This is a genomic window from Syntrophotalea carbinolica DSM 2380, assembly GCF_000012885.1.
Lineage (GTDB): Bacteria > Desulfobacterota > Desulfuromonadia > Desulfuromonadales > Syntrophotaleaceae > Syntrophotalea > Syntrophotalea carbinolica.
Genome location: NC_007498.2, coordinates 3,077,449 through 3,092,295, shown reverse-complemented (window position 1 = coordinate 3,092,295; position 14,847 = coordinate 3,077,449). Strand labels below are relative to the sequence as shown.

Sequence of the window (14,847 nt, the reverse complement as noted above, 5' to 3'; positions counted from 1 at the left end):
TTCTACGCCTTTTCACCACTGTTCTTTTTCTTATCCGAATGATCGTCTGGCTGATCCATCCCTGATTATCGGAAGCTATCCCATGCAGGGGCTTGAATATTTCGAAAATAAGAAATAAAGCTGCAATTACAAAGACATATTGGGCTTTTCTATACGTCGATTGAGGGAGGCTATGCCTCCATCACCTTTGGTTGTAATCCTGAAGGAATTCAGCAAACTGTTGCAGGCAAGCAGGCTGTTGTCGGGTATTCAGCCAGATCGCCTCGAATTCAAGAGTCAGTTCCCTGCCTGTCTTGTCGGTGAGCAAAATGGCTTTACTTTCTGAGGATTGGAGTTTTGATTTGGGCAGAATGGCTGATCCAAGGCCTAATGAAGCCCATTCTTCGAGAACCAGATAGCTTAAGGCCTCACCGGAATACTCTTTCAGCTTCCGTCTATTGCTGCGGAACAAGGCGCGGGTTGCCTTTGCCAGGCCGCAGACGTTTGGTACCATGACGAAGGTTTCGTCGGCGATATCTTCCAGCTTGACCGTCGACTTCCCTTCGATGATTTGACTCCCACGTGGGATGTAATAGAGCGGCTCACGATAGAGAAATGTGCCGTTCCATGAGGTTTTGCGTGTGTCGGCGACACCGAAGACAAAATCCAGCAGTTCTTCATCAAGCACGTGATAGAGATCGGCCATATTCTGTTCATGGAGGACCACCTCGATTTCAGGGTGAGCCTTATGGAATATTTCTAACATTGGTGCTAGCCATCCACTGCGCAGCAATGGGGAGATGCCGATACGCACAGTTTTCTGAGCCGGATGAACAAAGTTTCTTGCTTCATGCAACAGCTTTGACTGGGCGGTCAGAACATTAACGACAAATGGCAGCAGATGTTCTCCAAAAGGAGTCAGTGATACAGTTCGCGTTGTCCGGGTAAATAGCCGTTCTTCAAATTCTTCCTCAAGCTGGGCAATGCCGTTAGACAGGGTGGGTTGCGTCACAAAACACTGCTCTGCAGCCTGGGTGAAGGATTCGGTTTCTGCGACCGCTTTGACATAGCGCAGCTGGCTTAGGTTCATATTCATAGCCTTTGGCAATAAGTGAGATTTAAAAAGACATTTTACCCATATCCAGGGGGAGATGTATAGGCATACCCTGTCGCGTTACTACTAAAAAATCTATACTGTCGTGGGGTTTCGATGGGGTTTCTGTGCCAAGTCTTGCAATGCCATAGGTTAGTGTTAAGTTCTTGGAAATTAAAGGAGGTAAAACATGGCTCGACCTTTGCTGATTGGAAGAATATGGATGTGTCAGGTTTACACTCTTGATATGATCGTGGGTGTAGACCTGATACTTAAGGTTCCATTCGACGGTTAGCCGCCTGGTCCAAAAGGGGTAAGAGATAATGTTGCACGGAAAGACCTGACCCCTTCTTTCTTCTTTGCTTCTTTTGTTCACTTGTCAGCACCGTTAAACCGGGAGGATTCGCCATGAATGACAGAAGCAAAGATATTTGGTTTCCTGCCAAAAAGTACGGGGTTGGCTGGGGCTTCCCCATTACGTGGCAAGGTTGGCTCGTTTTGGGAAGCTACCTTGCGCTTGTCATTGTCGGCACCGTGCTTTTGGTCCTGTCCAAAAACCCCATATTGCTGATTCCCTTTATCCTTTACATTTTTCTGCTCTCTGGCGCGTTGATTTTCATCTGCTTCAAAAAAGGGGAAAAGATCGATTTCCGCTGGGGAAAGAAGTCTTGAATTCTGCCTTTTTAAAGTGTCCCCTTGTTCAAGGGACGGTCGTTCTTTATGATGCCGGTGGACCAGCGATGTTGAGCCGGGCCGATAAGGTCGTCACACGACATAAAACATTTCTGTGAGATTGCCATGGTAAAAAGCGATTGGAACACCGATGTCGTCAATGCGCGAATTATGAACCGGTCTGATAAACAACGCTATGCCGCGGGCTCTCCCGACCCCCGGGAGGTCGATGCGTATGCCGGCTGTTTGCCCGGCGACAGCACGCTCGGCGTTGTTCTGGGCATGACGCCGGAGTTGCGAAATATGGCGGCAAGGCACTGCAAAAAGTTGATTTCCGTCGATCACAGCGAGGCGGCCATTGCCACCTACGAAGATTGGCTGGCACCCGCGTTGAGGCACAAGGAGCAAGTGGTTCACGGGGATTGGAATACCCTGGGGAGCGTATTGCAGGAACCGCCGGATTTCATTCTCGGGGACGGTATTTTCGGCAATGTCGTTCCCCTCGACGGCTATTCGGATCTGCTTTGCTCGATAAGATCGACCTTGTCACGCAACGGTTGTTTTGTTACGCGTCATTGCCTGATGCCCGGGGCGGTTCTGGACAATCCGGATCACCGTCTCGAACTGCTCGAAAAATTTCGCCGGAACCTGATCGACGAAGCCGGATTCGGTTTGAGCATGCGCTTGCAGGGGTATGTCGATATTGCTTACGACAGAAGCAACTTTGTGCTTGATAACGCAAAACTTTTTTCGGCCGTCGATAAGGATCGTGAATCCGGCCTGATTTCTGTTTCCGAATATCACATCATCCGGCGTTACCTTTTTAGCGGTTTGAATACCCTACCTACCGAAAGGGTGTGGGAAGGGTTGTTGAGTGGGGCCGGTTTCAGGTTTGAGCGACTGAACTGCCAGGGAAAATATTGGTATGATTATTATCCGATATATGCCTGCCGCCCCTTCTGAATTCGGAGGCGAGAGACGGAATCCCATACGGAGGGGCGCCCCCCGACGCAAAAGAGCCTGATGTTGGCGCCGAGTCTGCCTCTTTTTTAAGGAGGTTCTCTGCGTGCATCAGGCTCTTTCCCCCGGGGCTTTCGGAAAAGTATTTTTACTTTTTCCTCAAGCTATGCACATCGATTCTTTGTTGCTTCGTCGATGTGGGAGCGGGGGTGCATAGGTTTCACAGGTTTTGAGGGTTTTCTCTCTCGACCTTTTTTGTATCGTCAGGCCGTTTTTTTCTCCGGCAATGCGACACATTCGAAACCTACACTTAAATTCTACTGCTATGGGGTACGAAAAGCAATGTCGCCCGGATTTTTTTCTGATAATGAAAATGGACAGCGGCGCGGGGACGGGTCTTAGACAACCGTGACCTGCTGCCCTTCGAATTCGACAATCTGGCCCTGGCGGATTTTGCATCGTTTGCGCAGTTCCACCTGGCCGTCCACGGTGACGCACCCCTCGGCGATTATCATTTTAGCGACCCCGCCGCTGGAGCACCAGCCGGTCAGTTTCAACAGGTTGTTCAGCTCGACGAACTCGCGTCCTTGCAGGTCGAATTCTTCCATCGTCAGTTCCTTCCTTGCGTTTATGCCGTTTGATTTCCAAGTGCCCGGTTACGACTTTTGAGCCACCCAGACGGCATGCCGGTAGCCTCCCTTGCCGGGGCGTTCGCAGCGGACCTTGAATCCGGCTGCGGCCAGGCGTCCTTCGAATCCGGCATCGGGGTTTTCTCCCCAGACAGCAAACACGCCCCCCGGTTTGAGGGCGGCACGTGCCCGTTGTATGGCGCGGCTGCCGTAGATCGGATCGCCGACGCGATCGGTTTTGGGGTGGGGGCCGCGGTAGAGGTCGAGAACGATAGCGTCGAAAGACTCGGCGGGCGCTTTGCGGATCAGCGCGGCGACATCGGCAATTTCCACCGTTACGCGCGGGTCGTTTGCGGCCCCGTCGGTCAGCTCGGCCAGCGGTCCTTTGCACCATTCGAGGATTTTGTGATTCAGCTCGGCCACCACAACTTCGGCGCTTGCGGGCAAGGTATCGAGTACCGCGCGCAGGGTGATCGCCATCCCCAGTCCGCCGACCAGCACCTGCGGGTTCGGGTGGTTTTTCAGGTGCTGACAACCGAGTTCGCCGAGGGCTATTTCGGAGCGTTGCGCTTTGCTGTTCATCAGTATCTGGGGGCCGACGGTAATCAGAAAATCACCTTTGCCGCGCTGGCGCAGTTCGAGGTCCCCCTCGTCTTCGGTGGCGAATCGGTCGATGGTTTTCCAGGGCAGGGCCATGGCGTTTCCTTGTATTCTATGGGGCATTGCCCCGTCAGTTCAGACAGTGCAGGGATTCTTTACAGAGTCAGGCAGGCTTCACCCTGAAAGTGCTTTTCTCTGACTTTGGCCACTTCGGCGCTCTCCAGGTATTCGTCAAACGACATGGTCCGTTCGATGAATCCGGCGGGAGTGAATTCCACAATGCGGTTGGCGACCGTCGACAGGAACTTGTGGTCGTGGCTGGCGAACAGGATCACTTCCGAGTAGGAGATCAACCCTTCGTTGAGGGCGGTGATCGACTCGAGGTCCAGGTGGTTGGTCGGTTCGTCGAACACCAGCACATTGGCGCCGGTAAGCATCATCTTGGCGAGCATGCAGCGGACCTTCTCGCCTCCGGACAGCACGGAGGATTGTTTGGTCGCTTCTTCTCCGGAAAACAGCATGCGCCCGAGAAAGCCGCGGGCAAAGCTCTCCCCCTCGTTGGGGGCGTACTGGAGCAGCCACTCCACCAGGTTAAGATCGTTTTCGAAAAAACGCCGGTTCTCCTTGGGGAAGTAGGCCGGGGTGATGGTGACCCCGTAACGGAAGCTGCCGCTGTCGGGTTCGAGTTCGCCGGCCAGAATCTGGAACAGGGTGGTTTTGGTTATGCTGTCGCCGCCGACAAAGGCGATCTTGTCCCCTTTGTTGACGGTCAGGCTGAAGTTGTCCAGCACCTTGACGCCATCCACGGTTTTGGACAGATCCTTGATTTCGAGGATGATGTCGCCGCAGGGCCGTTCCGGTTTGAAGACCACAAAGGGGTATTTGCGCGAGGAGACGGGCAGATCCTCGACGGTGAGTTTTTCGAGCAGCTTCTTGCGCGAGGTCGCCTGCTTGGCCTTGGAGGCGTTGGAGCTGAAGCGTTGGATAAATTCCTTGAGGTCGTTGGCTTTTTCGGTGATCTTGCGGTTTTCTTCCTGCTTCTGCTTGAGCATCAGCTGGCTGGCTTCGTACCAGAAGTCGTAATTGCCGACATAGACCGTAATCTTGCCGAAGTCGATATCGGCCACGTGGGTGCAGACCTGATTGAGAAAGTGGCGGTCATGGGAGACGACGATGACCGTGTTCTGGAAGCGGGAGAGGAATTCCTCCAGCCAGGCGATCGATTTGAGATCCAGATGGTTGGTCGGTTCGTCAAGCAGCAGGATGTCGGGGTTGCCGAACAGGGCCTGGGCCAGCAGCACGCGGACCTTTTCGCCGCCCTCGAGTTCCTTCATCTTTTTGTGGCGCAGCTCTTCGGGGATGCCGAGACCGTTAAGCAGCACCGCCGCTTCCGACTCGGCCTCGTAGCCGTTCATTTCGGCGAATTCGGCTTCCAGCTCTCCGGAACGGATGCCGTCTTCTTCGGTGAATTCCTCTTTGGAGTAAATCGCTTCGCGCTCGGCCATGACCTCGTAGAGGCGCTGGTGACCCATCATGACGGTATTGAAAACCGTCTCTTCGTCGAAAGCGAAATGATCCTGACGCAGCATGGCGATGCGTTCGCCGGAACCGACCGAGACGGTGCCTTTGTCGGAGTCGATCTCCCCGGCGAGGATTTTAAGGAAGGTCGATTTGCCGGCTCCGTTGGCGCCGATGAGACCGTAGCAGTTGCCGGGGATGAATTTGATATTGACGTCTTTAAAAATGACCCTCTTGCCGTAGGCGAGGGCCACGTTGTTGGCGCTGATCATGAATGCACTATTTCCTTATCTGAAAAAACAAAAGAACCACAGGGGTGATCCCCGTGGTTCACGTGAATGTCATTTATACCATCGAACGCCTGTCGGCGGCAACCGGTTTTCATTTTAATCCGGGCCAAAAAGTCAACCCGCATCAAGATTTAACTGTCATGTCAGGGCATTTGCGGGTACCCTGTTTGCCGGGTTGCCCCCTCTTGTAAAAAACATAAATTTAACCGCAGAGCACGCAGAGCGCGCGGAGAAAATTCGGTAAGGCAATCTGTGATTCGTGTTCGATTATATCTTCCATCCATAAGCAAAGAAACCGGCTACGGCTATATTCGCCCATCTCTGCGTTCTCTGCGTACTCTGCGGTAAATACCTGTAGAAATTGTGTCTAACCCCCCGGAAACCACTATGGACCGATCATCCCGCAATCGCCTGAATCACCGCCACCTGCATTTGTTTGATGGCGAAACTCTGTTCGACCGCATCGCCCGGGCGGTGTGCCGGGCCGGTTGCCTGCCGCGCAAGGAGCTTTACGAAGCCTGGGAGGTAGCGCGGCGGGTGCGGCGCCGGTTTCGCGGCGGGCGGGTGGTCGATCTGGCTTGCGGTCACGGGCTGCTGGCGCAGATTCTGCTGTTGCTCGACAAGCGTTCCCCGGAGGCGCTGGCGGTCGATCTGCGTATCCCCGACAGCGCGGCCAGCCTGGCCAAGGCGTTGCAGGTCGACTGGCCTTGGTTGGAAGAACGACTGTGTTTCGTGGAGCAAAGCATAGAGGGCATTACGCTGTCAGCGGACGATCTGGTGGTGTCCGCTCATGCCTGCGGAAGCTTGACCGACCTGGTTCTCGACAAGGCCATGTCCGCCGGGGCCAGGGTGGCGGTGCTGCCTTGCTGTCACGATCTGAACACGGCGGATACCGGCGGTCTGGAAGGCTGGATGGACGGCCCCCTGGCGGTGGACGCCACCCGCGTGGCTCGTCTGCGCGCCGGTGGATACCGCGTCTATACGCAAACCATCCCGGCGGAGATTACGCCCAAAAACCGTCTGCTGCTTGCCGAACCGGCATAAACGCCTATTGCCCCCCTCAACAGGAACGGATTGCTATGAAAATATGGGTAGACGCGGATGCATGTCCCGCCGTGATCAAGGAGATTCTATTCAAGGCGGCCAGGCGCACCGGGGTTTCGATGACGCTTGTTGCCAACCATCTTATGCGCATACCGCCATCACCCCATATTCATTTTATGCTGGTTGCAGCGGGGTTGGACGCGGCGGATAACGAAATCGTGAAAAAGCTCGATGCGGGAGATCTGGTAATCACGGCAGATATTCCCCTGGCGGCTCAGGTGATCGAAAAAGGCGGCCATGCCCTTAATCCGCGCGGTGAATTGTACACCGTCGACAATATCAGGGAACGCCTGTCGATGCGGGATTTTATGGATTCGCTACGCGCCAGCGGTATCGACACGGGCGGTCCTGCGGCACTGAATCAGAGCGATCGGCAGGCCTTTGCCAACCGGCTGGATCAATTTTTGACCAGGCATGTCTAAAGCCCGCCCCATGTCGGGAACAATCAACCATCGTAGCGGTAAGTGACATGACATTTTCTTTACAAACTTTTTACCTCCTGATGACCACTCGAAGGCGCTGACATGATCTACTCGAATTATCTCTCCCCTGCATCGAAAGGAGCATGTCATGTTGCGTAAGTCGTTTATCCTGTTGTCCGCTATCCTGTCGCTGGGCGTATCCGGCCTGGTTCAGGCCGCCCCGCTGGTGAACTGCCAGGTCGAACTGGACCGGGGCGTACTGCTGGCCGGCCCCGCTCAGAAAACGGTCATCAAAATCGCCCTCGATGCGCCGCGCGCACCACGCACCGCTCAACGGCCGCCGGTTAATCTGGCGCTGGTGCTGGATCGTTCCGGTTCCATGAGCGGAAACAAGATAGCCAAGGCGCGCGAGGCAGCCATCGAAGCCGTGCGTCGCCTCTCTGACGGGGATCTGTTTTCGCTGGTCGTTTACGACGATTCGGTCGAGACGCTGGTGCCGGCGCAGCCCGTTTCCGACATCGGGGATATCGAGGCGCGCATTCGCCGCATCCGGCCCGGTGGCTCTACAGCCCTGTTCGGCGCGGTCAGCCAGGGGGCGGCTGAAGTGAGAAAGCACAGCGACGCTCCTTATGTCAACCGGGTGGTTCTGCTGTCCGACGGGTTGGCCAATGTCGGCCCGAGCCGTCCCGCCGATCTGGCGCGTCTTGGCGCGGCTCTGCTCAAGGAGGGCATTTCGGTAACCACGGTGGGTGTGGGGACCGATTTCAACGAGGACCTCATGACGCAGCTCGCCGAGCGCAGCGACGGCAACCACTATTTTGTCGAATCGAGCCGTGACCTGCCCCGCATCTTTGCCGCGGAACTGGGTGATGTCCTGAGTGTGGTGGCGCGTAAAGTGGTGATCAGCATCGAATGCCCCCAAGGGGTGAAACCGCTGCGCGTCATTGGCCGCGAAGGCAGCATCAAGGGCCAACGGGTCGAGGTGCGCATGAACCAGTTGTATGGCGGTCAGGAGAAATATGCCCTGGTCGAAGTCGAAGTGCCTGCCTCCCGCGCAAATCAGAAACTCGACCTGGCGCGGGTCGATTGTCGTTACCGTAACGCTTTGACCGATACCGGGGAATCGTCGACGGCCATGGTGCAAACGCGATTCAGCAAGCGCTCGGAAGAGGTACGCAAAGCGGCCAGCAAGGATGTGCAGAAAGCCGTGGTGGAAAACGAAATGGCTGTAGCGCGTGATCGTGCCCTGAATCTTTACAATGCCGGGCGCAAGCCTGAAGCCGCACGAGTGTTGCGTCAGAAAAGCCAGTCACTGCAGGAGCAGAATGCCATCCTGGGTTTCGACGACCTGGCCCAGGAAGCCGGTCAGTTGCAGGATGAAGCCGTTGAATTCGAATCGGAACAGCTCGATAAAACCCGCAAAAAGGAACTGCGGTCGGAAAGTTTTAAGGTTCGGAAACAGCAGAAGGCCTATTAAGCCGGAAACGCCGCAGTCTGGCAAATCGCAGCCTGGTCTGCTACATTGCTCGAAACCGTCCCTGCCTTCGGATTGCATCCGGGGGCGGGGCGCTCGATCAAGGAACCAACGCCATGAAACGAAGTTATTGGATTGTCGGCGCCTGGCTGCTGTTGCTCATCCCGACTCTGCTGATCGGGGCGCTGGCTTTGCGGTTGTTGCGCAATGAACAAGGCCGGCTGGCTGAAAACACCGTCAGCGCCGCCCGGCAGCGCTGCGCCAGCATTGCCGAGAGTCTTGATCTGACCGTGGCTGAAGTCAAGGATGGCCTGTTGACCAGCCTTCGCCAGCTGCCGGCCGACGATCTTGAGCAACATCTGGAAGACTGGCGGCTCGGCAATCCCCTGGTACGCAACGTATTTATCTGGTCTCCCGACGGATTGCAGCTGCCGGATCCAGCCACTCCCGCCGATTCCGAAGCGGGCGCTTTCGTGGCCCGCTACCTGACCCTGTTCAACGGCCGCAGCTCCTGGCGGCCGCCGCAACCCGACCATCCAAGGCGCGTTACCGGCTCCCAAGATTCCTACGCAACTGCTCCGGGCAAGACGGCCTTATCCTCGCGCAAGGAACTGCGGCTGTTGGCTCAGCAGCTCGGTAGCGCTCCGCAGATGCTGCCGGAAAGCGGCTGGCTGTCCTGGTTCTGGGAGGACGGTCTGTATCTGCTCGGCTGGCTGGAAGATCCGGCCAGCGGGCAACGCTATGGTCTCGAAGTGGAAATGATGGCTCTTCTGGCCCGGCTCGTGACCAGTCTGCCCGAGCCCCCGAGCGGGGAAATTTATGCTCTTGTCGATGGCCAGGGCCGCATTTTTCATCGCACCGGCACCGGCGAGTTGACGGCGGATACCCCCCAACTCGCCAGCTTGCCCGTCGGTCCGGATCTGCCCCACTGGCAGCTGACCATCTATGTGCCGGGCGGCATGGCTGCTGGCCATGCCGACGGTGGTCTGCTGCTGCTCTCGACGCTGCTGGTCGGCTGTTTCGTGGCGGCGGTGCTGTTCGGCGGCTCGCTGCTGTTGTGGCAGGCTTGGCGCCACATGCGCGATGCCCGGCGCAAGACCTCTTTTGTCTCCAATGTATCTCACGAATTGAAAACGCCCCTGACCACCATTCGCATGTACGCCGAACTGCTCGGCGAAGGACGGATCCGGGAGGAGGGCAAGCGCCAACGCTATCTGCAGGTTATTGTTTCCGAGAGCCAGCGCCTGACCCGGCTGGTCAACAACGTCCTCGATTTCAGCCGTCTGGAACAGAAACGCAAACAGTATCATCTGACCGCACTGCCCCTTACCGAAATCCTTCAGCAGGTGCTCGACGGGCAAAACCTTCGATTGCAACAGGCCGGGCTTGAACTGGTTCGCCGCATGCCGGACAGCGGTCCGCCGGTGCAAGCCGATCGCGATGCCGTCGAGCAGGTGCTGCTCAACCTCATCGACAATGCTATCAAGTATGCGGTTCAGGGTGGAGAGCTGGTGGTCGAACTGCGCTACACGGCAAAGACTGCCGAGATCCTTATCAAGGATCGCGGGCCGGGGGTTCCGGCCGCCCACCGGCAGCGTATTTTCAATCAGTTTCATCAGGTCGACACCGAGCTGAGCAGTCAGCAGTCGGGGTGCGGACTCGGTCTCAGCATCGCCCGGCGCCTGCTTCAGGACATGCAGGGTTCGCTACGCTATTGCCCGAGGGACGGTGGCGGTGCCTGCTTTGTCATGGCGCTGCCGGTGGCCGGGGAAGACCACCGATAAACCGGGGAAAGGAATCGATTTATGGACGCCAGTCGTATTCTGGTGGCGGAAGACGATCCGCATATTCGCGAAGGGCTCGTCGATATTCTCGAAGGGGAAGGCTACGGAGTGCTGGCCGCTCAGGACGGCAATGAAGCTTTGCGGATCAGTGAAGAATCTTCCTTTGATCTGGCGCTGCTCGATATCATGATGCCGGGCTGCAACGGTTACGATGTGTGCCGGGAGCTGCGTCGTCGCGATCCGGCCCTGGCCATTATTATGCTGACTGCCAAAGGGGAGGAGATCGACAAGGTCATCGGCCTGGAGCTGGGGGCGGACGATTACATCACCAAGCCCTTCGGGGTTCACGAGCTGCGGGCCCGGATCGCTGCCGTACTGCGGCGCAGCCGTCGAACCGCGCCCGGCGCCGCAGGGGAATTACCCTCCACCCTGGCTATCGGACCGGCCACCATCGACCGCAAGACCTACCGGGGCTGCCTCGGCACACGAAACTTCCGCCTTACGGCCCGCGAGATGAAACTGCTGGAGGCGTTTTACCGCCACCCGGACGAAGCCTTGCCGCGCAATACCCTGCTTAACCTGGCCTGGGGCATCGATTACCAGGGCACCACCCGTACCCTCGATCAGCACATCGCCCAATTACGCAAAAAAATCGAACCCGATCCGGCTGCGCCGCAAGTCATCATGACGGTGCACGGGATCGGTTATCGCTATGTTGCCGGCAGCATCGATCGCTGAGCGGCTTCCCGCGGTTTTTCAGCTTTCCAGAATGCGTAGTGCTTCCTCCCGGTTGGCCTCCATCAGATAGGGGATGCCGGTGACTTCGGCGCACTCCCGCGTCAGGGACATGAGGTCCCCGCGTGCTATGGCTGGGATGTTGAAGCAGCGGGCGCCGGCCATGAATTGCTGCAGACCGACCTTGATCTTCTGGCAATAGCTGTAGATGCCCAGGGCGCCTAGCGGCAGTTTTTCCATGCCTTGCGTGCCGATCAGATCGGCGACTTCCTGGTAGCATACGAAGATCTGTTCTTTCGTGTTGCCATATTGCTTGACGGTCGGCGGTAAATCATGCTCTGCCAGCCACCGGTCGATGTTTTTGCCGACCATGCCGGGGATCATCAGGGCGCGCCCCATGCAGATCGCCTTGACGTAGGGGGCACCAAGCGCCAGGGCTTTGAAAATATGGTCTTCGGTGCTGAACCCGCCGGCAAAGGCCAGGTCGGGCACCGTCTCACCTCTGCCGGCGAGTTTTTGACAGAACTCGTGGGCTGCTGCGTGCAGATAGAGGCTCGGCATTCCCCATTCCTCCATCATGCGCCAGGGACTCATGCCGGTGCCGCCGGGCGCGCCGTCGATGGTCAGCAGATCGATCCCGGCCCGGGCCCCCCACTTGAGGGCCATGGCCAGTTCCCGCAGGCCGTAGGCGCCGGTTTTGAGGGTGATGCGTTTGAAACCGAGGTTACGCAGGCGTTCGACTTCGGCATAGAATTCCCCTTCGTCGATAAAACCGAGGCGGCTGTGACGTTCGAATTCCGCCAGCGAACCGTCCCTAAAGGCGGCCTGGGCGACGAGGTCGGAAGGGTCGGGGGTGAGAATGTAGCCGCGGTGCTGCAGTTCGAGGGCCTGCTCGAGGGTTTTGACCTTGGTTTCGCCGCCGATGCATTTAGCACCCTGGCCCCATTTCAGTTCGATGGTTTCCAGCCCATGTCTGTCCAACACGTATTCGGCCACGCCCAGGCGGGTATCCTCCACGTTCAACTGGACCAGGATTTCGCCATAGCCATGATGATAGCGGCGGTAAATTTCGATGCGCCGATCCAGATCGGGCGCCCTGACGACTTTCCGGGCGTCATTGAGTTCGAGTTCGGGATCGGTGCCGCAGACGTTTTCGCCGCAGACCAGGGTAATGCCGCTGATGGCGGCGCCGATGGCGAAATGTTCCCAGTTTTTGCGGGCGATTTCCGTGGAACCGAGGGCGCCGGTGAAAATCGGCAGCTTCATCTTGACCTTCTGTTCCCGACCGTAGGCCGTTTCGGTGTCGACGGCGGGGAAGATCGCGGTGTCGGAATCGCCGGTTACACCGGCAGGTAACCCCTTGGCGCCGAAGGCGTAACCCTGGATGTTGAGATGCGAGTAATCGACGGGATAATCCTTGTCGCCTCCGGCGGTGATCTCCCCGAAGGGGCCGGGATAGATCATTTCGCGGCCGCGGAAGGTGGCCTTGAAGATTTCGCAATTGCCCCGGCAGCCGTCGAGGCAGCGGCTGCACAGCCCGCTCATGGGTACCACGTTGCGGGAACGGTTGGCACTTCGGGTGGCCTCATTGGCATTCGGTCGCTGCAGGTTCATGGGGCTGATCCTCCCTGGCAGGGGCTTGCCCCGCGTCTTGTCGAAAAACAGGCACAGCCATCCCTTTCGGATGGCGTCCGCTGTCTTTCCGAGCAGGTCCTGCAAAGAATCCGGTTACCGAATGATGTTATGCGCCCTTGCGGGTCGTTCAATGCACCAGCTTTACATTGTTTTTGGACCAGGTCTTGTGCTCGCCGCTATCCAGTTCGACTTCGAAGAAGTCATCCGGAAGACAGGCGATGATCTTGCCGACCTGATGGAGGACGATATGCTTGACACGTTTGTCAGTTTCGGGACCGATGGTGTGACAGATGTTTTCAAATTCATCGTGACGCATGGCGTTACCTCCTCTGTGGGATTATATTGCTTGTTTTACGTCGTTGCTGCTGCCGGGTGCAGTGGCCTGGCCGGAACAGGGTACCGTTTCCATGGTGTGGCGTGGTTTGTTCCGCGTCAGGGATAGATGCTCTGCACGACATCCAGGATAAGATGGGTCCGTTGGTGTAACAGGATGATGTCGGTGCCGACTCGCAACCGCAGATAACCGGCCGGCAGTCGTCTCAGGCGTCGGTCGAGGTCGTAAGGGAGTCGGTAACCTGCCAGACCGGGGGGCAATTCGCCGTGCCGTGCCAGGTGCTTGCGCAGGCCCGGCGGAAGCCGGTGCTTTCTGGCCAGGCCCGGCGGCAGATGCCGACGATAATAATTATAGATGGCGCTGCGATCGCGGTCGGAAAAGACGATATCGGCACGGACATCCCGCCCTTGCACCGTGACCCGGCCATAATCGGGATTGGCGATGCATCCGGTTATCGTCGGTGCCGCGATGAAAAGGGCTGTCAACAGCCACAGGAGCGAGCCGAAGCGAACTCTCATAATATCCTCCCGGTTTGGGACCATCAATTATCATTCTAGCAGAGAATTTTCAGAATGAACGCAGTACGGGGCTCTTTCGCAAGGACCGGCCGGACCGGATATCCTGGCGAAGGATTCTGTCAGTAGCGGAAGTGTTTGATCCTTTCGCCTTTCTCCTCGATTTCGGTCATGGCCTCGATGCCGATCTGCAGATGGATGTCGGTCCATTTGCGGGATACCATCCGGTCCATCTCTTCGGTTTTGATGCCTTCCGGCGTCAGGGGCAGGTCCGAGGTCAGCAGCAGGGCTCCCCGCGCGATAGCGTTGTAGTGGCCGACAATGAACAGGGTGGCGGTTTCCATATCGATGGCGATGCAGGTCATCGCCTGCAGACGCTCCAGAAAGTCCCGGTCGTGTTCCCAGAGCCGACGGTTGGTGGTATAGACCACCCCGGTGCGGTATTCATGGCCATGGGCAACGATCTTTTCGGACACGAACTTATGCAGTTTGAAGGAGGGCAGGGCGGGGACTTCGGGAGGGAAATAATCGTTGCTGGTGCCCTCGCTGCGGATGGCCGCAATAGGTAGAATGAAATGCCCGATTTCCGAAGACTGCTTGAGACCGCCGCACTTGCCCAGCAGCAGACCCCCCCTGGGACTGCGGGCGCTGAGTAAATCCATGATGGTGGCGGCGTTGGCCGAGCCCATGCCGATGTGGATCATGGTCAGGCCGTGGCTGTTGGTGGCGGCAGGCATCGGTCTGTCCGCACCGTGGATCTCGCAATCGAAGCGGCTGGCGAACCGGTTGAGATAGGAACGAAAATTGGTCAGAAGGATGTAGTCCCCGATCTCGTCCAGGGCCATTCCTGTGTAGCGGGGTAGCCAGTTTCTGGCGATGTCCAGCTTTTCGGTCATGGATATATCGATCTCCTCAAGTTGTCGGGATTGTATGTAAATAGTTTAAATCACCGCCGATATTGGTCAAGGGCGGTGGAGACGCCGGGTATCGCTGTTTGCGTTGCTTTGGGAGCGGTCGGACGATCCATGGGCAGACAAACGATCGGCAAAGGTGTATACTGCGGCATTCCAGTCGTTTTCTCTGTTTTCCCATATCCTCGCATC

General features: G+C 57.2%; 15 protein-coding genes. 7 read left to right on the top strand and 8 right to left on the bottom strand.

What is annotated here, in order from left to right:
- Positions 1-181 precede the first annotated feature (181 nt).
- Complete coding sequence (locus PCAR_RS14370; protein ID WP_158447433.1) at positions 182-1,069, bottom strand: LysR family transcriptional regulator; 888 nt, start codon at positions 1,067-1,069, stop codon at positions 182-184.
- Positions 1,070-1,480: 411 nt separating this feature from the next.
- Between PCAR_RS14370 and PCAR_RS14365 the strand changes: the two genes are divergently transcribed.
- Together PCAR_RS14365 and PCAR_RS14360 are read left to right on the top strand one after the other, a co-directional pair.
- Positions 1,481-1,744, top strand: a complete 264-nt coding sequence (locus PCAR_RS14365; protein ID WP_011342416.1) for a hypothetical protein — start codon at positions 1,481-1,483, stop codon at positions 1,742-1,744.
- A 126-nt stretch (positions 1,745-1,870) separates the two neighbouring features.
- Positions 1,871-2,707 (top strand): class I SAM-dependent methyltransferase, encoded by an 837-nt coding sequence (locus PCAR_RS14360; RefSeq protein WP_011342415.1) that lies wholly within the window; start codon positions 1,871-1,873, stop codon positions 2,705-2,707.
- Positions 2,708-3,102: 395 nt separating this feature from the next.
- Here the strand turns inward: PCAR_RS14360 and PCAR_RS14355 are convergent, their stop codons facing one another.
- The 3 genes from PCAR_RS14355 to PCAR_RS14345 are packed head-to-tail and all read right to left on the bottom strand — an operon-like array spanning position 3,103 to position 5,723.
- Positions 3,103-3,312 (bottom strand): RNA-binding S4 domain-containing protein, encoded by a 210-nt coding sequence (locus PCAR_RS14355; RefSeq protein ID WP_011342414.1) that lies wholly within the window; start codon positions 3,310-3,312, stop codon positions 3,103-3,105.
- Positions 3,313-3,360: 48 nt separating this feature from the next.
- Entirely contained in the window at positions 3,361-4,029 is a 669-nt protein-coding gene (locus tag PCAR_RS14350) for a spermidine synthase (protein WP_011342413.1), read from the bottom strand.
- Positions 4,030-4,088: 59 nt separating this feature from the next.
- Positions 4,089-5,723: an ABC-F family ATP-binding cassette domain-containing protein gene (locus PCAR_RS14345; RefSeq protein ID WP_011342412.1), complete on the bottom strand. Its 1,635-nt coding sequence runs from the start codon at positions 5,721-5,723 to the stop codon at positions 4,089-4,091.
- Positions 5,724-6,128: 405 nt separating this feature from the next.
- Between PCAR_RS14345 and PCAR_RS14340 the strand changes: the two genes are divergently transcribed.
- The 5 genes from PCAR_RS14340 (at position 6,129) to PCAR_RS14320 (ending at position 11,263) form a co-directional block, all read left to right on the top strand.
- Positions 6,129-6,785, top strand: a complete 657-nt coding sequence (locus tag PCAR_RS14340; RefSeq protein ID WP_011342411.1) for a methyltransferase — start codon at positions 6,129-6,131, stop codon at positions 6,783-6,785.
- Positions 6,786-6,820: 35 nt separating this feature from the next.
- Positions 6,821-7,267, top strand: coding sequence for a YaiI/YqxD family protein (locus PCAR_RS14335; RefSeq protein WP_011342410.1), 447 nt, complete (start codon positions 6,821-6,823; stop codon positions 7,265-7,267).
- Between the two features lie 148 nt (positions 7,268-7,415).
- Positions 7,416-8,744, top strand: a complete 1,329-nt coding sequence (locus PCAR_RS14330) for a vWA domain-containing protein (protein ID WP_011342409.1) — start codon at positions 7,416-7,418, stop codon at positions 8,742-8,744.
- A gap of 113 nt (positions 8,745-8,857) precedes the next feature.
- On the top strand, positions 8,858-10,525 hold the full coding sequence (locus tag PCAR_RS14325) for a sensor histidine kinase (RefSeq protein WP_011342408.1): 1,668 nt from the start codon (positions 8,858-8,860) through the stop codon (positions 10,523-10,525).
- A gap of 21 nt (positions 10,526-10,546) precedes the next feature.
- Entirely contained in the window at positions 10,547-11,263 is a 717-nt protein-coding gene (locus tag PCAR_RS14320; protein WP_011342407.1) for a response regulator transcription factor, read from the top strand.
- Between the two features lie 18 nt (positions 11,264-11,281).
- Here the strand turns inward: PCAR_RS14320 and PCAR_RS14315 are convergent, their stop codons facing one another.
- The 4 genes from PCAR_RS14315 to PCAR_RS14300 all read right to left on the bottom strand — a co-directional run bounded on the left by PCAR_RS14315 (position 11,282) and on the right by PCAR_RS14300 (position 14,640).
- Positions 11,282-12,874: an FMN-binding glutamate synthase family protein gene (locus tag PCAR_RS14315; protein WP_011342406.1), complete on the bottom strand. Its 1,593-nt coding sequence runs from the start codon at positions 12,872-12,874 to the stop codon at positions 11,282-11,284.
- Between the two features lie 148 nt (positions 12,875-13,022).
- A complete protein-coding gene (locus tag PCAR_RS14310; protein WP_011342405.1) occupies positions 13,023-13,211 on the bottom strand; it encodes a hypothetical protein in 189 nt (62 codons plus the stop codon).
- Positions 13,212-13,327: 116 nt separating this feature from the next.
- Complete coding sequence (locus PCAR_RS18060; protein ID WP_011342404.1) at positions 13,328-13,747, bottom strand: hypothetical protein; 420 nt, start codon at positions 13,745-13,747, stop codon at positions 13,328-13,330.
- A 119-nt stretch (positions 13,748-13,866) separates the two neighbouring features.
- On the bottom strand, positions 13,867-14,640 hold the full coding sequence (locus tag PCAR_RS14300) for an AMP nucleosidase (protein ID WP_011342403.1): 774 nt from the start codon (positions 14,638-14,640) through the stop codon (positions 13,867-13,869).
- Positions 14,641-14,847: the final 207 nt, after the last annotated feature.